The organism is Ruegeria sp. CJ2 (assembly GCF_056536745.1).
On sequence record NZ_JBQFQF010000002.1, the window covers coordinates 193,622 to 213,675 of the forward strand.

A 20,054-nucleotide genomic window follows, 5' to 3' on the forward strand; every position below is an offset into this window, starting at 1 on the left:
TTTGCACATTATGACAGTGGCGCGCGAAGTCGATCAATCAGATTCTCCATGTCTTCGGGCAAATTTGCCTCAAACCGCATGGATTCGCCTGTGACCGGGTGCTCAAAACCCAAAACAGCAGCGTGAAGCGCCTGTCTGGGAAAGGCGCGCACTGCTTCAGCGGTTTCCGGAAGAAAGGCTTTTGCAGCCAGCTTGCGCTTGCCTCCGTAGACCGGGTCGCCGACCAGACCGTGCCCCGCATGCGCCATATGGACCCGGATTTGATGCGTGCGCCCCGTTTCCAGCCAGCATTCGATCAAGGCCAACCCCACAGGAGTGCCAAAGGTTTCAACGACGCGCGCCCGTGTCACCGCATGCCGGCCACCATGAAACAACACGGCCTGCCTTTGGCGATCCGTCTTGTGGCGGGCGAGTTGCGTGGTCAGGCGCATGACGTTTCCGGGCTCAAAACTGACCCCTTTGACCCCGCGCAATCTAGGGTCATTCGCGTCTGGCACACCGTAACAGATGGCGCGATAATACCTTTCGACCGTATGCGCCTCAAACTGGGCGGCCAAACCGTGATGCGCCGCATCTGATTTAGCAACGACCAGCAAGCCACTGGTTTCTTTATCTATTCGGTGAACAATACCGGGGCGCTTCACACCGCCGACGCCAGACAGATCCGATCCGCAATGATGCAGCAGCGCGTTCACAAGCGTCCCGTTCGGAGACCCCGGCGCCGGATGGACCACCATCCCTGCCGGTTTATTGATGACGATCAGATCGTCGTCCTCATACACAACATCCAAGGGAATATCTTCGGGTCCGATATGGCTGTCCTCGCCTTCTGCAACGGTGACTACGACCATGGCTCCTTCTGTGACCCTCGCCTTTGGGTCCGTGACCCGAGTACCGTCCACCAGAACAGCGCCGTCTTCGATCAAACGCCCCAATCGGGTACGCGAAAGGCTTTCCTCGGCTGGCACATCACGCGAAAGCGCCTTATCAAGGCGTGACGGCGGATCAGCCGCAATGTGAAATTCAATCTGGCGAGTGCCCATGACTGTCCCTTCCGACCCCCAAGAACCGCTGGAAACGCCGCAGATCAGATTGCTGCGGCGGATGGTCATGCTGCTGACCGCGGTGATGATTGGCGGCGTTCTAGTGACATTCGCCCTGATTGTCATCCGGCTATCGGACCGGACGCCCACCCTGCCCGATCAGGTTGAACTGCCGGACGGTGCAAAAGCGCAAGCGGTGACGATTGGCAATAACTGGTATGCGGTCGTGACCGACGACAATCGTATCCTTATCTTTGACAAAACAACCGGCAAACTGCGCAGCGAGGTTCAAGTCGAGTAACGCCTTAGATAGACGGGATGTGTTCTGCTTGGTCCGGCGTCACCAGATCGACCAATTGGGCATCCTTTCCAGTATGCGGTGCAGCTTGAACCATCAGCTTCCTTTTGGAAGTTCAAAAATATCCGTTCCGTCCCGAATGTGGAATTTAACTTGCACATTGAATTTGCTACAAAATGTCCGTGACCTTCACCATGCCCGAAATGCCTCGAACGTCCTGGATTGCGGAAATCCCTTGTAAGACCTGACAATCGCCGAAACAAAAGGCGCGGAGACCTAATGCCCAAACACCGTTTCACGATCATGTCCATGATGAAGGACGAAGGTCATTCATTGGTGGAATGGGTCGCCTACCACAAGCACATAGGTTTCGATAATATCGTCGTTTACACAAACGACTGCACCGACGGCACAGACGACATGCTGATCCGCCTGCAAGAGCTGGGTTGGGTACAACACTTCCGCAACGACGTCCCCGAGGGGCGTAAACCGCAGCCAAATGCCCTTGCGCTTGGAACCAGAAATCCGGAAGTGACCGACAGCGAGTGGATACTCACGATGGACGCGGATGAGTTCCTCTCCATCAAGGTGGGACGCGGCTGGATAACCGATCTTGTTGAAAACATTGACCCCAAGGCAGACGGTATTGCCATAACCTGGCGCTTTTTCGGATCGAATGACCTGACGCGATGGGATCCGGGGTTGGCAATCGAAGCCTACACCCGGTCCGCGCCGAATAAGTTCCCGAAAGGCTGGGGGGTGAAAACCCTCTTCAAGCCGTATCGGGACATGAAACTTGGTATACATCGGCCGCACATAAAGAAAGCCAAGAAAGTTCCCGCCAACGCCAAACTGCTGTTGGATCAGTTCTGGCTGAACGGATCAGGCGATCCCATGCCGCATGAGTTTTCTTTGTCAGGCTGGCGATCCACGAAACCGACCTTGGGGTATGACTTGGTTGAGATGAACCACTATGCGGTCAAGTCCTACGAGTCATATTTGCTCAGGCGTATTCGGGGCAATGTGAACAACAAACCTGACAAGTATAACGCGGCCTATTTCGCGCTGTTTGACAGAAACGAGTCCGAAGCCACCAACGTGAAGCGCCATGTTCGTGCAACCAAACGTAAAATCGAAGCGATCCTGGCCGACCCAATCATGCGAGAGCTGCAAGAAAAGGCGATCTTGCACCACGAAAACCGCGTTCGGCAACTGCGCGAAACCGAAGAATATGAAGGATGGCTGGAAGAGTTGAAGAAAGCGGGTCAGGTTCCGCTGAACAAGCTTGACGAAGTTCTTTTTGTTCAACACCTGCCAAAAGAATGGCAGTTGAAGGTCAAGGAACTGCAAGCACAAGGTGTATCTGACAGCGAGATTGCCAAAATGATCGCTCAGACCCAGACGGCGAAAAAAGGTCAAACACGCAAAAAGTTGCTTGAGCTTTCCGGACAGGCGCAGGCAAACGAAGGTGACGGAGAAAAAGCGGTTGAACCACAGCAGATGGATGACGAAAGCGGTCCTGAAAACCCATTTATGAATACTGAGGCCGCCGCAGGCTTGGGCGTACCTTTGTCCAAGGACCGGACCCTTAAAATGGCATTGGCTGCTCAAGCCGCAGATGAGACCGACAGCCGTGTCGCTGACGTGATCGGCAAGGCCCAATCCGTGAAACACGCGGTTGGTAGAAACCGTGCCAAAGGCGCACTGAGACGACCGACCAGCGGAGGTGAGGATGAAAACTGAAGCCACGCCCCCAAACGCCGGCCGCAAACTGTTGCTTTCGACCGTCAAGAACGAGGGAATATACCTGCTGGAATGGTTGGCCTATCACAAGTCAATAGGCATCGACGATTTCTGCATCTTTTCCAACGACTGTAGCGACGGCACCAATTTGATGCTAAACCGTCTTGATCAGTTGGGGGTGGTCCGTCACTTCGACAACCCCATCGGCCCGAGGATGGACCCGCAGCGCGCCGCCTACTCCAGAGCGAACCGAATGGACTGGGTGCGGGATGCAGATTGGGTACTCATTCTGGACGCAGATGAGTTCCTGAACGTCCACGTCGGTGATCGCAGCATAGATGCGTTGATCGACAATTGTGGCGCGCCAGACGCGATATCCATCAACTGGCGCCTTATGGGGTCATGTGGGCTGGAACATTGGGACCCGGAAGCCTTGGTCACGGAACGCTTCACGCGCGGATCAACCTTCGAGGTCCCTGAAAACGGTTTGGTCTGGGGTTTCAAAACGCTGTTCCGCCCTGCGACGTTCGACTATTTCGGAGTGCATCGCCCCCGCTTTTTCAAACACCGCGAGATCGAACCAGACATGGCGCGTTGGACAAACGCGGACGGGAATCCGATGGGGGGAAATATTCTTCAAAAAGGGTGGCGGGGAAGCAAAGACAACGTCACCGGCAAATCGGCGCAAGTGAATCACTATGCGGTCAAAAGCCGGGAAGAGTTTTTACTCAAGCGGTTGCGGGGAACCGCAAATTCCAAAAACAAAGACCGCATCGACATGGAGTATTTTGGAAAATACGACATCAACACCAACCATGACGAGACAATCGACACGACCGCCGTTCGGTCTATTGTATCGGATTGGCTGAAAGATGGAGATCTGGCGGCTCTGCTTCGATCCTGCCACGACTGCGCGCGCCGTGTTCTGGATTATCAACTTGAGGCGCCAGAGTTTCGAGAGTTTGTGGACACCGGGTATTTCCCAAATCCGGAAACTGAAGCTTCATGAAGCGTGGATCTTCACAACCTTGAGCAGCCCAAAGTCGGGACCCATTTGAAAGCGCCTAACGAAACCGCAACGCGCCAGGCCGCGCAGTTTTCCGGTTTTCGTCGGTTTCTATGCGAAAATCTGACGGCTTGGCAGGCAAGACTTCACCCAATCCGGATCGGATTCATAGCCAAGTTTCCTGAGCGCCCCACCATAGCGTTCTTCATAAATCTCGGCGATTTCCCGCGGCAGTTTGGTTTGCCACTGCGCTTTCGCTCCGGACCCTATGTGCAACGATATCCGTTCCGCTCGGTCAGCTTTCTTTTTCAAGCCGCCAAATAAAGAGTGCCTCCAATAGGACTGCACGGCTTTGTCGATATCCAATCCTTCAATGTCAAAGTTGCCAAGGATTTCTCGGAACAAATCACACGTCGAATCTTCGATCAGATCCTCATATTTAACATCAATCGCGTTCTCATGACCATATGGCCAAGCCATCATCTCGGTCAGAGTTTGATGGTGCTTGTTTTCCATTTCAAACAAAAGCTTGTCGAGCTCAGTGGGTAGGCTGGAAATATACTCTTTGTAAGTCTTGCCATCCCATTCAGCTCTTGCCTCTCGCAGAAACTTCTCATTACCCGACGGTGCTATCTGGTGATAGCGGGCGCCGGACAGCAGCACATCACGCGGGTCTCGGATGACGTGCAGAAATCTGGCGTGCCCCAGCTCCAAGAGCTCTCTAGGAAATTTAGACGACCAATTCACAATAATCTGTGGGCCTGTCTCAGCCGCGTCAGCAAGCCTTTTTGCTCTGTAGCATTGCATGAACGGGATGGATTGATCTTGATGGATTTCACGAAAAACCTTTCGCATCCAAATTGTGCCAGTCTTGTGATGGGTACCGACGCACAAAAATCTAGGCTTCATCGCAGAAAGTTCTCTTGAGTTGATGTTCTGAACACGACAAGTCGCATTTGCCTTGAGCCTAGCGCCTGACACGACATTTCCTGGAAACTATGTTCAGATACCAAAAGCATTGAAGAGACTAATATTAAAGACGCGTGACCGCCTCAACCAATTCGTTATGCACGGCGTGCTTAATGGTGTCTTATAAACAATCAGCGCCATTCACGGTGCGAAAAGGGTGGCAAGAGAACGGCTTATGCCAGCCAAGACACGCATGGCATGAATATCTATGGGAACCGGAAGGGTTGTCTTGGTGCGGTCGAGAAGACTCGAACTTCCACGGGTGTTACCCCACAGCGACCTCAACGCTGCGCGTCTACCAATTCCGCCACGACCGCACTGTATGTGACTTGGTAGAGGCGCATATAGACGGTGCGGAACGGGATGTGAAGAGGCAAAAACAAGCCGGATTGAATTCCTTTTCGACCTTCATATCTGTATCACAGATTTCACCCTACCCCCCCGTTCCGGAGATGCATCATGACTTCAACAGATTCACGCCCGATCATTCAGATCGACATAGTCTCGGACGTGGTATGCCCTTGGTGTATCGTCGGGTTCCAGCAACTTGACCTGGCTTTGCGGGAAGAAAACGTGCTGGCGCAGCTCAGATGGCATCCGTTTGAACTGAACCCCACTATGGCGGCCGAAGGGCAAAACCTGCGCGATCACATGATGGAGAAATACGGGTCTACCGCCGAACAAAGCCAACAAGCGCGTGATCGGTTGACGAAAATTGGGGCCGAGCTGGATTTCTCGTTCAATTTCAACGATGAGTCCCGGATCGTGAATACCTTTGTCGCGCATCAGCTTTTGGACTGGGCCGAAGCCTAAGGCCGACAACATCCGCTGAAGATGGCACTGTTTCAGGCCTATTTCACCGATCAAAAGGATGTTTCCGACCCGGAGGTTCTTCTCGACGCTGTTGAATCCATCGGTCTGGACAGGGCCGCCGGACAGCAGGCTCTTGCCTCTGGTGCCCATGTTCAGCCAGTGCGCGAGAAACAGACATTTTGGACCAGCAGGGGAATCTCGGGGGTTCCTTCGATGGTATTTGGCGGAAAGTACCTTGTGACGGGGGCTCAGGGTTCGGAAACCTATGCGCAGATCCTGAAGCGCTGTTTGGCAGAGGCCGCGTAACCCCTTTTCCTGCCTGATAGCGCGCGGTAATAGACCTCATGGAATGGAAAATCACTGACGGTTTGACCGACTATGACGACGCCGTCGCCTTTATGGAGGCGCGTGTCGCCGCGATTGCGGCCGGTAAAGCCGATGAATGCGTCTGGCTGCTCGAGCACCCTCCTCTCTATACCGCAGGAACGTCGGCCCGGATCGAAGACCTGACCGATCCCGACCGGTTCCCCGTTTACGACAGCAAGCGCGGTGGTGAATACACCTATCACGGCCCCGGTCAGCGGGTTGCCTATGTCATGCTTGACCTGAACAAACGTGGGAAAGATGTCCGGCGCTTTGTAAAACAGTTGGAAGCCTGGGTGATCGCGTCGCTTGCGGAATTCAATGTCAAAGGGGAAATCCGGGATGGTCGCGTTGGCGTCTGGGTACGCCGGGATGACAAGCCGTTGACTGCGTCTGGTGCCCCTGCCGAAGACAAGGTCGCAGCCATCGGATTGCGCCTGCGCAAATGGATCAGTTTTCATGGCATTTCGATCAACGTCGAACCGGACCTTGATCACTTCACGGGGATCGTGCCATGCGGGATATCAGAACATGGTGTAACGTCGCTGGTCGATCTTGGGCTGCCCGTCACGATGGCAGATATGGACGCCGCGTTACAGAAAACCTTTTCCGAAGTCTTTGAAACGGTCAGCGCTTGAAGTTGAAAACCGAATCATTTTGCGACTCCAAGTGGTTAACAATCCACATGTCGAAACACCCTCTGTTTCCAAACTAAGCCCAAAACTCGCGCAGAAGCCGAGTGAATCAAGGCAATTTCCGGTTCAAGCCCACTCAAAGGAATACAGACCTGAGATTTGCGGGTAGACTGATTTCACCGTTCTAGAGTGAGTGGTGTGTTAAACCGGTAATCGTAGGTTTCCTGCGAAAACGGAAAAGTTCTTTTTTACGAGTCTGCCGTTCCGACCCCCAAATCGGAACGGCAATTTCTTTTTCGGACTGCGCTCATCGTCTTCGATCCTCAGACCAGGCGCGCGACAAACAGCAATCGCGATCAGCCAACGGCGGCTTTGATCTTTTCGGCATGTTCCGCGATCACCTCAAAATCCCCCATTGTTCCGGGCGCACGCAAGGAAACATCTTCGTGGCGGGGCAGAACGTGGAAATGCAGATGGAACACTTCCTGCCCTCCGGCCGTTTCGTTGAACTGCTGGATCGTCACTCCGTCCGCGTCGAAGGCCGTTACAACAGCCTTGGCCAATTTCTGAACCGTGGCCATCACCGATGCGAGCTGCTGCGGGGATGCGTCCAGAATATTGCGGCACGGCGTTTTGGGTATCACCAACAGGTGCCCGTCGGATCGGGGCATGATGTCCATGAACGCAAGTGTATCGTCATCCTCGTAAACGCGGGACGCGGGGATTTCCCCCTTCAGGATCTTGGCAAAGATGTTTTCTGAATCGTAGGCGGTCATGTCAAATCTCCGATTTCGGCGTTACGCCAGTTCTGCGTCCCGCCCACACTTGGGTCAAGCGAAGAAACCTCTGACACGCGCAGAGCTTGAAATTTGGCCGCCAATCCCCAGATCACAGACGATTTTAGCCGACAATGCGTGTTTCGGGCCGCTACCCGCGACAATTAATCTTGATCCAGATCAAACTCGACCATTGAAGGCGCCCTCTTCGCATTCTAAAACCAGCAGGAATCCCGCGCGCCGGAGAGGTCCGGCTGCGCGGTAGAATTGTAACAGGAGGCACCTAATGGCAGACGCAGCCATTCATGGTCACGATCATGAAGACCAGCGTGGGTTCTTTACCCGCTGGTTCATGTCGACCAACCACAAGGACATCGGGATTCTCTACCTGATCTTCTCGGCGCTGGCCGGGTTTATCTCGGTGGCAATGACCGTCTACATGCGGCTCGAGCTGATGCACCCCGGTGTGCAGTATATGTGCCTCGAAGGGTTCATGGCCGACCCATGTACACCGAACGGTCACCTGTGGAACGTGATGATCACCTATCACGGTGTTCTGATGATGTTCTTCGTGGTCATCCCTGCCCTGTTTGGCGGATTTGGCAACTATTTCATGCCGTTGCAGATCGGCGCGCCGGACATGGCCTTCCCACGGATGAACAACCTGTCTCTCTGGCTGTATGTCGCTGGTACCTCGCTGGGTGTGGCCTCGCTGCTGAGCCCGGGTGGTAACGACCAGCTCGGCTCGGGTGTGGGTTGGGTTCTTTACCCGCCGCTGTCGACGACCGAGGGCGGCATGTCCATGGACCTTGCGATCTTCGCCGTGCACGTATCGGGCGCCTCCTCGATCCTCGGCGCAATCAACATGATCACCACCTTCCTGAACATGCGTGCCCCTGGCATGACCTTGTTCAAGGTGCCGCTGTTCAGCTGGTCGATCTTCGTCACCTCGTGGCTGATTCTGCTGTCTCTGCCGGTTCTGGCGGGCGCGATCACCATGCTGCTGATGGACCGCAACTTTGGCTTTACCTTCTTTGATCCGGCCGGTGGCGGTGATCCGATCCTGTATCAGCACATCCTGTGGTTCTTTGGCCACCCGGAAGTGTACATCGTGATCCTGCCCGGTTTCGGCATCATCAGCCACGTGATCGCCACCTTCTCGCGCAAACCGATCTTCGGTTACCTGCCGATGGTCTGGGCGATCATCGCAATCGGTGTGCTGGGCTTCGTCGTGTGGGCACACCACATGTACACCGTTGGCATGTCGCTGCGTCAGCAGGCCTACTTCATGCTGGCCACGATGGTCATCGCGGTTCCGACCGGGGTTAAGGTCTTCTCGTGGATTGCGACCATGTGGGGCGGCTCCATCGAGTTCAAAACTCCGATGCTGTTCGCCTTCGGCTTCCTGTTCCTGTTCACCGTTGGTGGTGTGACCGGTGTGGTTCTGTCGCAGGCGGGCGTCGACCGCGCCTATCACGACACCTACTATGTCGTGGCGCACTTCCACTATGTGATGAGCTTGGGTGCGGTCTTTGCGATCTTCGCTGGTGTGTACTTCTACTTCTCGAAGATGACGGGCCGTCAGTACTCCGAGTTCTGGGGCAAGGTTCACTTCTGGCTGTTCTTCATCGGCGCCAACCTGACCTTCTTCCCGCAGCACTTCCTGGGTCGTCAGGGCATGCCGCGCCGCTACATCGACTATCCCGAGGCGTTTGCTCAGTGGAACTTTGTCTCGTCGATTGGTGCGTTCATCTCGTTCGCTTCGTTCCTGCTGTTCTTCGGCATCGTGATCTACGCCCTGCTGCGCGGCGCGAAAGAAACACGTCCGAACCCGTGGAACGAATACGCAGACACGCTGGAATGGACCCTGCCCACACCGCCGCCCGAGCACACGTTCGAGCAGCTGCCCAAGCAGGAAGACTGGGACAAAGGCCACGCGCACTGATCCCGTCCATCAAGGAACAAAGAAAGCCCCGCGCCCTGTGCGGGGCTTTTTCTTTGCCTCCTTGCGACACTCCTCTGGGGTCCATGGACAGGTGCGCCAAGATGCCGATACAGTTCACAAATTGAATTTCATGACGTTTCAGCGGAAACACAAAACCCATGTTACTTCACGACAGCATCTCAGTCCGCAAACTGCTCAGGGGATCGGTCGGCTTTATCTCAATTGTCCTTGCCTGGATATTACTGGTTCAGGTGGTGGATGAACTTACACCGGTCGATCTGATTTCAAACCCCAGCCCACCGGTGGCAATGCTAGGGATCGCAGTTGCGTTCTTTCTCGGATTCAAAAACACCGCGGCCTATGGACGTTGGACCGAGGCAAGACGTGTCTGGGGGGATATTGCCAACGCAAGTCGGGACTGGGGAAACACCGTTGCCACGCTGGTTCAGCCCAACGGCGCCCCGCTCGACGACGACTTGCGCACCGAACTGATTGAACGACACATCGCTTGGGTGACCCTGCTTGCTTATCAGTTGCGTCAGCCTTCGGCCAATGGGCGTTCGATCAGACCGTGGATGTTTGGGCACTCGCTCACGCCAACTCAGACGCACATATCGCCGGGGGACTGGAAGACCAGCCAGTTGGCGGCAGACCTGCCCCGGCTTGAAGGAAAAGCGAACAAGGCCGCGTATCTATTGAACCTACAGGCGCATAAGCTGTCCGAGATGGCCCAACAGGGCAAGATCGACCCTTTCTGGCATGTCGCCCTGATGGACAGGTTGGCCCGTCTGACGACGGCGCAAGGCCAGTGCGAGCGGATCAAGAACACGCCGTTCCCGCGTCAGGTGGCCGAGGTTGGTCGCCTGTTCAGCTGGATTTTCATTTTCATGTTGCCGCTTGCCTTCAATGATGAGCGTTCGATCGTGGCGGGGACCAACACTGCAATGATCCAAACGGTCCTGACGGATTGGCTGACCTTCGCTCCGGTCGGGGCGCTGGTCTGCTGGATTTTCTTCGTGACCGAGCGGGTTAGCGCTTCGATGGAAGATCCTTTCGAAGGGGATGTCACCGACGTACCGATCTCGGCGCTGTGCAGAACGATTGAAATCGATATGCGTCAGGCGACCGGTTGCGGGGCCGTGCCCGACCCCGTGCGACCGGTGAACAAGACCCTGTTCTGACCCCGCCGACGCGCCGCCAAACGGCAGAGATCGAAAAATTCGCAAAATTAGGCTATTATGGAAACTGAAACTCTGAAATCGGGGTGATCCAATGCCCGAAATTGATTTTTGGTATTCCATTGGCAGTACGTACAGCTTCCTGACGATTATGCGCCTGGACGACTGGTGCGCTGAAAATGACGTTGCAGTCGCGTGGCGCCCGTTCAATGTGCGCAGCGTCATGTCCGAGCAGAAAAACATCCCGTTTGCCGGTAAGCCCGTTAAAGCGGCCTATATGTGGCGCGATATCGAACGGCGCGCCGCTAAGTATCATATCCACGCCCATCTGCCGGCGCCCTACCCGATTTCCGACCTCGAACTAGCCAATCAAGTTGCTTTGTTGGGAATGCAGGAAGGATGGGGCAAGAGTTTTACGCAAAACCTATACCGGATCTGGTTCGAAGACGGCGTTGAAGCTGGCAGCGAATCTGCAATTTCCGAAGCCCTTCTGAGATGCCAGCAGGACCCCCGCCTGACTCTGGCGCGTGCACGCAGTCCGGATGCCGTTTCTGCGCTGGAATTCGAGACCGACCGCGCAACCCGGCTTGGCGTTTTCGGCGCGCCCAGCCTTGTCGTGCGGGGCGAGGTTTTCTGGGGTGATGACCGTCTGGACGATGCTTTGTCATGGTCGCGCGTCGGCCACGTTGTGTGATCATTTGACGTCGACTTTGCACCGCGAAACGCTATTTTTTGACCATGCCGTACCGATGGAATCAAACCTCTGGATCAGATCTGGAATTGCGCCTGTGGCCGCATAACTCGCTGCCTCCCAAATGGGCCATGCGTGTCGTTCTGGCGGTTTTCCTGTTCGGCCTCATCCCTCTGATGGCGGTTCTGGGTTCCGTACTGCTATGGGGGTTGCTGCCATTCCTGCTGCTGACCGTGGTCGGCTTGTGGTTGGCGATTCAGTCGAATTACCGCGCCCGGAGTGTATTCGAGGTTTTCACCCTGACAGGGACGCAAGCCAGACTTGTCCATCACCATCCCGGCCAAGGGTCACAAGAATGGACCTGCAACCGATATTGGGCGCGCCCCGAGATGCACAAGCATGGCGGCCCCGTACCCAACTATGTCACGTTAAAGGGCGACGGGCGCGAAGTGGAAATCGGGTCTTTTCTGACCGAAGAAGAGCGGATCGCCCTGTATGACGATCTGACACGAAAACTGCGCGAACCTGTCGCGCAGTGACGTCGTGTTAAAGGTGAAAGCGTTCAGCAGCCGCCGCTTGCAGCCGCGCAGAGCTGATCTTTGACCATGGGTCCGACTTTGCCGAAATCCATTTGGCCAGTGTAGCGCGACTTCAGCTCGCCCATCACTTTGCCCATATCCCGGATCGAACCAGCGCCCGTTGACGAGATGGCCGTCTGAATGGCCTGAGAAACCTCATCTTCGTCCAGTTGTTTGGGCAAAAATTCCTCGATCACTTCGACTTCGCGAAGCTCCCGCTCGGCAAGATCCAACCGCCCGCCCTCTTCATAGGCGCGCGCGCTTTCCTTGCGCTGCTTGGTCATTTTTCCAAGGATTTCAAGAACCTCGGCATCGCCGCAGCCCTTCGCCTCTTCGTTGTCAGAGGCACGTGACGCGATGTCACGATCCTTGATCGCGGCATTGATCAGCCGCAGCGTCGACAGACGCTCGGCTTCCTTATCTTTCATTGCTTGCTTCAGGGCTGAGTTCACCCTTGATCGCATATCCATATGATCTGTCCATCCCCATGGAAAAGGAACCACGACCATATCTAAACAAAAAGCGTGACACAACAGGGAAGCAATATGGCTAAACTATTGATTTTTAACAATAGCACAAAATTTGAACAGACTTGACCCAAGCGCTCAAGCCCCTTAGGTATGCGCCGATTTACCCTGCAGGAGAGTCGCCCCATGTCGCAGAACGCCCCGACCAAGCCCACCGCATGTCTGGCATTGGCCGACGGCACATTGTTCTACGGGATGGGCTTTGGCGCCACCGGACAGACCGTGGCCGAACTGTGCTTTAACACCGCCATGACCGGCTATCAGGAAATCATGACCGATCCGTCCTACGCTGGTCAGATCGTCACCTTCACCTTCCCTCATATCGGCAATGTCGGGGTGAACCCCGAGGATGACGAAACCACTGACCCTGTTGCAGCGGGAATGGTCGTCAAGTGGGACCCGACCGAGCCATCGAACTGGCGTGCGGCGGAAGAGCTGAAAACCTGGCTGGCCCGTCGCGGACGCATTGCCATTGGTGGCGTGGACACCCGCCGCCTGACCCGCGCCATTCGTCAGCAAGGGGCGCCCCATGTCGCGCTGGCTCATGACCCCGAGGGGAATTTCGACATCGAAGCGCTGGTCGCTGCCGCGCGCGGCTTTGCCGGGCTGGAAGGCATGGACCTGGCAAAGGAAGTGACCTGCGCCCAGAGCTATCGGTGGGACGAGATGCGTTGGGCCTGGCCCGATGGCTATGCCCGTCAGAACGCCCCGGCGCACAAGGTTGTTGCCCTCGACTTCGGTGCCAAGCGCAACATCCTGCGCTGCCTCGCCACCGCAGGGTGCGACGTCACGGTGTTACCGGCCACCGCAACAGCCGCCGAAGTGCTTGCGCACGAACCCGACGGGGTGTTCCTGTCGAACGGTCCCGGCGATCCTGCGGCGACCGGTGAATATGCCGTCCCCATGATCAAAGAGGTTCTGGACACCACCGACCTGCCTGTCTTTGGTATCTGCCTCGGCCATCAGATGCTGGCGCTGGCGCTAGGTGGCCAGACCGTCAAGATGAATCACGGCCACCATGGTGCGAACCACCCGGTCAAGGACCTTGAGACTGGCAAGGTCGAGATCACCTCGATGAACCATGGTTTTGCCGTTGACGCGCAATCGCTGCCCGAAGGCGTTGTGGAAACCCATCGCTCGCTTTTTGACGGGTCGAACTGCGGTATTCGCATGAAGGACCGCCCGGTTTATTCGGTGCAATACCACCCCGAAGCATCACCCGGCCCGCAGGACAGTTTCTACCTGTTCGAGCGGTTCGCTGAGGCGATGGCCGCCCAAAAAGCACAGGTTTAACGGCTGCTTCGTTCAGCATTAACGTGCTGTTAACCTTAATAGAACAACCCTGACACCGGTTTTACGTGTCAGGGTTTTTTTATGGTCGAACTGAACCTGCAACACTTTGCGCGCGCGGCGCCAATTCCTGTGCAGGTCAGAAAACCTTTGGGCATCTGCCTGCTTGAGGGTGGCCTGATCACCCCCGCTCAGTTGGAAAAAGCGTTGCAACTTAGATCCCGGCAGGACGTACCGCTAGGTGAAATCCTTGTGGCCGAAGGCTGGGTCAGCCGCCGCGACGTCATGAATGCCGTTGCAGATCAAAACCATCTTCAATTTGCCGATTTGATCACGTCCCCGCCTTCGGTGGACCTTTGCCAGATTAAACCGGTTCGCTTCTGGCTTGAGCACAACGTGATCCCCTGGAAACGAGTTGGGCCTTTTCTTTTGGTGGCCACTGCCCGGCCAGATTGCTTTAAACCGGTTCGAGAGCATCTGGATGAGGTTGGCCTTACGGCCCTTCCCGTTCTTGCCCCGCCCGAAGAAATAGACAACGCGATTGCCGCAACTTTTGCGTCGCGGTTGGCGGCTGACGCTGAGGCGCGCGTGGACGTAAAGCAAAGTTGCCGATCCTGGACGCCTCGGGCGCGGATCAAGCCAATTGCGGCTCTGATCGCTCTGGCGGTGATTTTCGCGGCTTTGCCGAATATTGGACTGATGGTTTTCCTAACCTTGGCGGTCTGTTCGCTGGTCCTGTTCTTTTCATTGCGGGTAAGCGGCTTGCTAAGTTTTCTGCGCCAACGGCTTCAAGCACCCGCAAGCCCCGGAAAATCTTTGCCGCAGCCCCTGCCCCGCGTGTCGATATTGGTGCCGCTGTATAAGGAAGAGGAAATAGCCGATGCCCTGATACGACGGTTGCAACGCCTGACCTATCCCAAGGCCCTGCTGGACGTCATTTTGGTTCTTGAGGCATCTGACGATGTCACGCGCACGGCTCTGACACGTGTCGATCTGCCGTCGTGGATAAGATCCATCGAGGTTCCGGCGTCTAATGGGCTAACAACAAAACCTCGGGCGATGAACTATGCGCTCGACTTTTGCCGGGGCGACGTTCTTGGCGTCTGGGACGCCGAGGATGCACCACAACCCGACCAGATCGAACGGGTGGTCACGCATTTCGCGAATGCAGACGAAAACGTCGTCTGTCTGCAAGGGGGGCTGGACTATTACAATCCGCGCACCAACTGGAGGTCGCGCTGTTTCACCATCGAATACAACAGTTGGTTTCGCGTTCTGTTGCAGGGCATTGCACGTCTGGGCCTTGTTGTCCCGCTGGGCGGGACGACGTTCTTTTTCCGCCGGGACAAGCTTTTGGAACTGGGCGGATGGGACGCCCACAATGTCACTGAAGATGCCGACCTGGGTGTGAGGCTAAGCCGCGCGGGTTATCGAACCGAGATGGTCGATACCACCACCTTTGAAGAGGCGAATTTCCGCGCCTGGCCATGGATCAAACAGCGTTCACGCTGGCTCAAGGGGTTCATGGTCACGTATCTCGTTCACATGCGCGAGCCTGTCCAACTCTGGAAAGACCTCGGGATGTTGAAATTTCTGGGGTTTCAAGCGTTTTTTCTGGGAACGGTTGGGCAATTTCTGTTGGCTCCCGCGCTTTGGATGTTCTGGCTGACCGCGCTGGGGATTCCAAGCCCGATGGACACACTGGTGCCCGGTTGGGCAATGTTCTGGCTGTTCGCCCTATTCATTGCGGCAGAGGCCACAAACCTCTTTGCCGGGCTCCTGTCGGTCTGGGCGCGGGAACGAAGGTTTCTTGTGCCTTGGGTGCCAACAATGCCCCTGTACTTTCCGCTTGGGGTTGTCGCCGCTTACAAGGCGTTGTGGGAACTGATCGGGAACCCGTTTTTCTGGGATAAAACCCAGCACGGGCAAGCCAGCGAAGAGATTCAGCCGGGGTAACGGTCAGTTTTCGCGTCGCACTGCATCCTGTTTCAGGCGTGTCATGAAGGCGACGGAAATATGCTCTTTAAGCGCGCGGGCGGCGGCGGCTTCGTCACGGGCGGCGATGGCCTCGACAATGCCCTTGTGTTCACTCTGGGCAATTTCTCCTCGGCCCTGCACCGCCAACGAGGTAGTTGCCATCAAAGCCATGGTTCTGTGCACCAGATCCAGTTGCTGAACCAGATAGCGGTTGTGCGAGGCCAGATGGATCTGTTCGTGAAACCGTCGGTTGGCCCGGGACAACGCGGTCGGGTCATCGACCAGCGCGTCGTCGGCGGCAACCATGTCTTGCAGCACCTTTATCTCTTCCTCGGTCGCGTGCTTGGCCGCCAGGCTTGCCGCCAGCCCCTCCAACTCGCGCCGCACCACGTAAAGCTCGGCCATCTGGTTGTGATCCAGCGAGGCCACGATCAACGACCGCCCGTCCCGTTCCAGCAGCGATTGCGTCTCAAGCCGCTGCAACGCCTCGCGGATGGGGGTGCGCGACACGCCAAAGCGCTCGGCCAGCTCGCTCTCGACCAGGCGGTCGCCGGGCTTGTAGACGCCCACGTCAATCGCTTCGAGTATCAGGCTGTAGGCGTCCTTGTTGGACTGTTTGGACTGGGGCATGGGGTGGTTCGTCTCCTCGTTCGGACCTGTCTATCCGGCTCATGCCCTCGCAATCAAGTCCGGCATTGAAAACCGGGGCGCAGCGGCCTAAACCCAAGCCATGGTCAAACCTGCATTCGCTCACGTCACCCAATGGGTGTTCGACCTCGACAATACACTGTACCCGCCCCATATGCGCCTGTTCGATCAGATCGAGGTGTTGATGACGGACTACGTGGTTCAGGCGATCGGTGTCGACCGGGCCGAGGCGGATCGGCTGCGCGGCCACTACTGGCGCGAATACGGCACCACACTGGCCGGGCTCATGGCCGAGCATGACCTTGACCCGGACCCCTATCTTCACGCCGTTCATCAGGTCGACATGAGCCACATGGACCCCGATGCCGACCTAGCCGATCACATCCGCGCCCTGCCGGGCCGCCGGATCGTCTACACCAACGGCAGCGCGCCTTATGCCGAGCGCGTTTTGCAAGCGCGTGGCCTCAGCGGATTGTTCGACGCAATTTACGGCATTGAACATGCAGAGTATCGTCCCAAGCCACAGAAAGCTGCGTTCGAGACAATCTTTGAACGGGACGGAATTGACACGGAAAAGGCCGCGATGTTCGAGGATGACCCGCGCAATCTGGCCGCTCCGCACGCGATGGGAATGCGCACGGTTCACGTGGCGCCTGAACCGCTTGAGGCAGACCATATTCACCATCATACAGATGACCTGACGTTCTTTTTGTCGCGCCTGCGATAGGCTGTCACACTGCGACGTTCTGCACATTTTGCGGGTGCAGCATCGCCCCTATATGCGCCTCAGCGACGAACAGAATCGGAGATATCCATGAGCGCGATCGAGGCCCCTCGGCGCCTGCCTATCTGGCAGCGCCTGTTGTTTGCAATTCCCCTGTTTGGCTGGATGGCCAAAGACGCTGCCCATGGCGAGGCCGAGGATTGGGGTTACACAGCCATTGCGATCTTCAGCATGTGGGGGTGTTCCACTCTGTTGTTCGGTTTGCCGGGCCTCTACATCCCTGCCGTGATGATGGTGCCGGTGATGTTCCTGATCCTCATCCTGATTTCACGAGGCTGAGACACGGGACAGGATGTCACTTGGCGCGCGCCGTGGAACCGCACTAGGGTCTGCCCAAGATACGGAGACCAAGGCCATGACTGACAGCTGTGACATCCTGATTTCCGGCGGCGGGATCGCCGGTTTGACTGCTGCGGCAGCCTTTGGGACCGCTGGATTCCACGTCGTATGCGTCGACCCTGCCCCTCCCATTACCGAGCGCGATGTCGACGGCTCGGACATGCGGACCACGGCGTTTCTGCAACCTGCACGCGGGTTGCTTGAACAATGCGGGCTTTGGGAAAAGCTGGCCCCGCATGCGGCCCCTCTGCAAATCATGCGTATCGTGGATGCAGGCGGCGATGTGCCCGAACCGCGCGTTGTGCGGGACTTTGACGCCGCCGACATTTCGGATCAGCCCTTTGGCTGGAACCTGCCGAACTGGTTGCTTCGCCGCGAAATGGTGAACCGTCTGACTGAACTTCCCAATGTCGATTTCCGTCCCGGCACAGGAACCATCAGCCTGTTTACCCGCACCGCCCACGCCCGCGTCGGGCTAAGTGATGGCAGCCGCGTTTCCTGCAAACTTGTTGTGGCCGCCGATGGGCGCAGTTCCCCGATGCGCGAAGCTGCTGGAATTTCTGTGCAAACAACGCGTTACGGGCAAAAGGCGTTGGCCTTTGCAGTTACGCACCCCATTCCGCATGACAATGTTTCGACCGAGATTCACCGATCCGGTGGCCCTTTCACTCTGGTCCCGCTTCCGGACTGGCAGGGGCAACCGTCCTCTGCAGTCGTGTGGATGGAGCGTGGACCGCGCGCAGTCGAGTTGCTGAACACCGAACCACAGGCGTTTGAGGCCGCCATGACCGAACGCTCTTGCGGGTTGTTCGGACCGCTGAAACTTGCCTCGCGGCGAACCATATGGCCGATCATCAGCCAGTCGGCGGAACGCCTGTCCGGGGAAAGGATCGCATTGATGGCAGAGGCCGCGCATGTTGTTCCGCCCATTGGCGCGCAGGGCCTGAATATGTCCCTCGGTGATCTTCGCAGCCTGCTGGACCTGGCCACTGCGCGGCCCGAGGACCTTGGCGACGCGCAGATGCTGGATGCCTATCACAAAGCCCGACACACCGAGCTCGCGATGAGGGTCAAGGGCATCGACCTTCTCAACCGCGCCTCGATGATCGAAACGCGGGCGCTGCGCGACGCACGGGCGATGGGTCTGAACGCCCTCTACTCGCTTCCGACGGTGCGAAAGACATTGATGCAGATGGGTCTTGGCGTGCGCTGAAAGCTGACGCTCAAAGAACCTGATCCAGGACGCGTTTCAGCCGAGCGATGGTGCCGTCTACATCATACAGCTTGTCCAGCCCGAACAATCCCAGCCGGAACGTGCTGAACCCTTCCGGTTCATCACACTGTAGGGGCACACCGGCCGCGATCTGCATACCCAAAGCTGCAAATTTCTTGCCGTTCTGAACATCCGGGTCCGAGGTATAGCTGACCACCACCCCCGGCGCGCCAAAGCCATCGGCCGCGACAGAGATTACGCCCTTTTCCTTCAACATCGCGCGAACACCGTCACCCAGCGCCCATTGCGCACGGCGCAGCCGGTCAAACCCGTAGTCACGGGTTTCTACCATCGTGTCACGAAAACCACGCAAGGCATCCGTCGGCATCGTCGCATGATAGGCATGGCCGCCATTTTCGTATGCCGCCATGATCTGACGCCATTTTTTCAGGTCGATCGCAAAACTGTCCGAGGTGGTTTCCTCCAACCGCTTTTCGGCGTGCTCGGACAACATGACCAAACCGGCACAGGGCGACGCGCTCCACCCTTTCTGCGGGGCCGAAATCAGGACATCGACACCTGTGGCCTTCATATCGACCCACGCGCATCCGGACGCGATGCAATCCAGCACCATCAGCGCATCAACCTCATGAGCGGCCCTAGCCATTTCCGTCACGTAGTCATCCGGCAGAATGACACCTGCCGATGTTTCCACATGCGGCGCGAACACAACTTCCGGGCGCTGATCTCGAATGGCCGCGACAACGTCCTCGATCGGGGCTGGTTCAAAAGGCGAAGGGCTGGAATTTCCGACCTGCCGCGCCTTGAGCACCGTTGTCGAGGCTGTCAGCCCCCCGGTTTCGATAATCTGGCTCCAACGATAAGAAAACCATCCGTTGCGAACGACCAGAACATTTCTGTTCCGGGCAAACTGACGCGCGACGGCTTCCATGCCATAGGTGCCGCCCCCGGGGATAACCGCGACGCCATCTGCATTGTAGACGTCCCTCAGCATCGTCGAAATGTCCCGCATGACCTGCTGAAACTGCGCTGACATGTGATTCAAAGAACGGTCGGTGAAGACGACCGAAAATTCTTCAAGCCCATTCGGGTCAACAGTATCCAATAGCGCTGGCATGACACGTCCTTTCACTGTGCATCGACGCCCCCAATTTCGGGCGCTTCACGGCAGGTCAGACCCTGCCGCCTGCAATTGACGTCAGGGAAGCTAATAATTT

The 20,054-nt window shown here is 56.7% G+C and carries 19 protein-coding genes, 1 tRNA gene and 1 pseudogene; 14 read left to right on the top strand and 7 right to left on the bottom strand.

Annotated elements, in window-relative coordinates; all coding sequences use genetic code 11:
- Positions 1–8: 8 nt before the first annotated feature.
- On the bottom strand, positions 9–1,043 hold the full coding sequence (locus ACR0MS_RS03305; protein ID WP_480569247.1) for an RluA family pseudouridine synthase: 1,035 nt from the start codon (positions 1,041–1,043) through the stop codon (positions 9–11).
- On the opposite strand from ACR0MS_RS03305, the gene ACR0MS_RS03310 reads away from it, so the two are divergent.
- From ACR0MS_RS03310 to ACR0MS_RS03320, 3 genes are all read left to right on the top strand, one after another.
- Positions 1,042–1,344, top strand: coding sequence for a DUF6476 family protein (locus ACR0MS_RS03310; RefSeq protein WP_480569244.1), 303 nt, complete (start codon positions 1,042–1,044; stop codon positions 1,342–1,344). The genes ACR0MS_RS03305 and ACR0MS_RS03310 overlap by 2 nt on opposite strands.
- Before the next feature lie 276 nt (positions 1,345–1,620).
- Complete coding sequence (locus ACR0MS_RS03315; RefSeq protein WP_480569241.1) at positions 1,621–3,084, top strand: glycosyltransferase family 2 protein; 1,464 nt, start codon at positions 1,621–1,623, stop codon at positions 3,082–3,084.
- Positions 3,074–4,093, top strand: a complete 1,020-nt coding sequence (locus ACR0MS_RS03320; protein ID WP_480569238.1) for a glycosyltransferase family 2 protein — start codon at positions 3,074–3,076, stop codon at positions 4,091–4,093. The genes ACR0MS_RS03315 and ACR0MS_RS03320 overlap by 11 nt, the downstream gene beginning before the upstream one ends.
- A 108-nt stretch (positions 4,094–4,201) precedes the next feature.
- Here the strand turns inward: ACR0MS_RS03320 and ACR0MS_RS03325 are convergent, their stop codons facing one another.
- Positions 4,202–4,999 carry a sulfotransferase domain-containing protein gene (locus ACR0MS_RS03325; RefSeq protein ID WP_480569235.1) on the bottom strand — a complete coding sequence of 266 codons (798 nt, stop codon included), beginning with the start codon at positions 4,997–4,999 and terminating at the stop codon, positions 4,202–4,204.
- A gap of 290 nt (positions 5,000–5,289) precedes the next feature.
- Positions 5,290–5,376: transfer RNA gene (locus ACR0MS_RS03330), tRNA-Leu, on the bottom strand.
- Positions 5,377–5,518: 142 nt separating this feature from the next.
- Between ACR0MS_RS03330 and ACR0MS_RS03335 the strand changes: the two are divergent.
- Both ACR0MS_RS03335 and lipB read left to right on the top strand, forming a co-directional pair.
- A pseudogene (locus tag ACR0MS_RS03335) lies at positions 5,519–6,178 on the top strand (DsbA family oxidoreductase).
- Between the two features lie 38 nt (positions 6,179–6,216).
- Positions 6,217–6,873 (top strand): lipoyl(octanoyl) transferase LipB, encoded by a 657-nt coding sequence (gene lipB / locus ACR0MS_RS03340; protein ID WP_480569232.1) that lies wholly within the window; start codon positions 6,217–6,219, stop codon positions 6,871–6,873.
- Positions 6,874–7,226: 353 nt separating this feature from the next.
- Here the strand turns inward: lipB and ACR0MS_RS03345 are convergent, their stop codons facing one another.
- Entirely contained in the window at positions 7,227–7,646 is a 420-nt protein-coding gene (locus ACR0MS_RS03345) for an HIT family protein (protein WP_480569229.1), read from the bottom strand.
- A gap of 286 nt (positions 7,647–7,932) precedes the next feature.
- Here ACR0MS_RS03345 and ctaD point away from each other — a divergent pair, with 286 nt between their 5' ends.
- The 4 genes from ctaD (at position 7,933) to ACR0MS_RS03365 (ending at position 11,999) form a co-directional block, all read left to right on the top strand.
- A complete protein-coding gene (gene ctaD, locus ACR0MS_RS03350; RefSeq protein WP_480569227.1) occupies positions 7,933–9,591 on the top strand; it encodes a cytochrome c oxidase subunit I in 1,659 nt (552 codons plus the stop codon).
- A gap of 158 nt (positions 9,592–9,749) precedes the next feature.
- Entirely contained in the window at positions 9,750–10,772 is a 1,023-nt protein-coding gene (locus ACR0MS_RS03355; protein WP_480569224.1) for a bestrophin family protein, read from the top strand.
- A 91-nt stretch (positions 10,773–10,863) separates the two neighbouring features.
- A complete protein-coding gene (locus ACR0MS_RS03360; protein WP_480569221.1) occupies positions 10,864–11,463 on the top strand; it encodes a DsbA family protein in 600 nt (199 codons plus the stop codon).
- A 44-nt stretch (positions 11,464–11,507) separates the two neighbouring features.
- Positions 11,508–11,999, top strand: coding sequence for a DUF2244 domain-containing protein (locus ACR0MS_RS03365; RefSeq protein ID WP_480569218.1), 492 nt, complete (start codon positions 11,508–11,510; stop codon positions 11,997–11,999).
- A 23-nt stretch (positions 12,000–12,022) separates the two neighbouring features.
- On the opposite strand, the gene ACR0MS_RS03370 is transcribed toward ACR0MS_RS03365, so the two are convergent.
- Positions 12,023–12,508, bottom strand: coding sequence for a GatB/YqeY domain-containing protein (locus tag ACR0MS_RS03370; protein WP_171121103.1), 486 nt, complete (start codon positions 12,506–12,508; stop codon positions 12,023–12,025).
- Positions 12,509–12,691: 183 nt separating this feature from the next.
- On the opposite strand from ACR0MS_RS03370, the gene carA reads away from it, so the two are divergent.
- A complete protein-coding gene (gene carA / locus ACR0MS_RS03375; protein WP_480569214.1) occupies positions 12,692–13,858 on the top strand; it encodes a glutamine-hydrolyzing carbamoyl-phosphate synthase small subunit in 1,167 nt (388 codons plus the stop codon).
- 81 nt (positions 13,859–13,939) lie between these two features.
- On the top strand, positions 13,940–15,811 hold the full coding sequence (locus tag ACR0MS_RS03380; RefSeq protein WP_480569211.1) for a glycosyltransferase: 1,872 nt from the start codon (positions 13,940–13,942) through the stop codon (positions 15,809–15,811).
- 3 nt (positions 15,812–15,814) lie between these two features.
- Here the strand turns inward: ACR0MS_RS03380 and ACR0MS_RS03385 are convergent, their stop codons facing one another.
- Positions 15,815–16,462, bottom strand: coding sequence for a GntR family transcriptional regulator (locus tag ACR0MS_RS03385; RefSeq protein WP_171121100.1), 648 nt, complete (start codon positions 16,460–16,462; stop codon positions 15,815–15,817).
- 100 nt (positions 16,463–16,562) lie between these two features.
- Between ACR0MS_RS03385 and ACR0MS_RS03390 the strand changes: the two genes are divergently transcribed.
- The 3 genes from ACR0MS_RS03390 (at position 16,563) to ACR0MS_RS03400 (ending at position 18,816) form a co-directional block, all read left to right on the top strand.
- Positions 16,563–17,207 carry a pyrimidine 5'-nucleotidase gene (locus ACR0MS_RS03390; RefSeq protein WP_480569208.1) on the top strand — a complete coding sequence of 215 codons (645 nt, stop codon included), beginning with the start codon at positions 16,563–16,565 and terminating at the stop codon, positions 17,205–17,207.
- Between the two features lie 87 nt (positions 17,208–17,294).
- Positions 17,295–17,543 (top strand): hypothetical protein, encoded by a 249-nt coding sequence (locus ACR0MS_RS03395; RefSeq protein ID WP_480569205.1) that lies wholly within the window; start codon positions 17,295–17,297, stop codon positions 17,541–17,543.
- A 76-nt stretch (positions 17,544–17,619) separates the two neighbouring features.
- Complete coding sequence (locus ACR0MS_RS03400) at positions 17,620–18,816, top strand: UbiH/UbiF family hydroxylase (RefSeq protein ID WP_480569202.1); 1,197 nt, start codon at positions 17,620–17,622, stop codon at positions 18,814–18,816.
- A 10-nt stretch (positions 18,817–18,826) separates the two neighbouring features.
- On the opposite strand, the gene ACR0MS_RS03405 is transcribed toward ACR0MS_RS03400, so the two are convergent.
- Positions 18,827–19,954, bottom strand: coding sequence for an aminotransferase class V-fold PLP-dependent enzyme (locus tag ACR0MS_RS03405; protein ID WP_480569199.1), 1,128 nt, complete (start codon positions 19,952–19,954; stop codon positions 18,827–18,829).
- Positions 19,955–20,054: the final 100 nt, after the last annotated feature.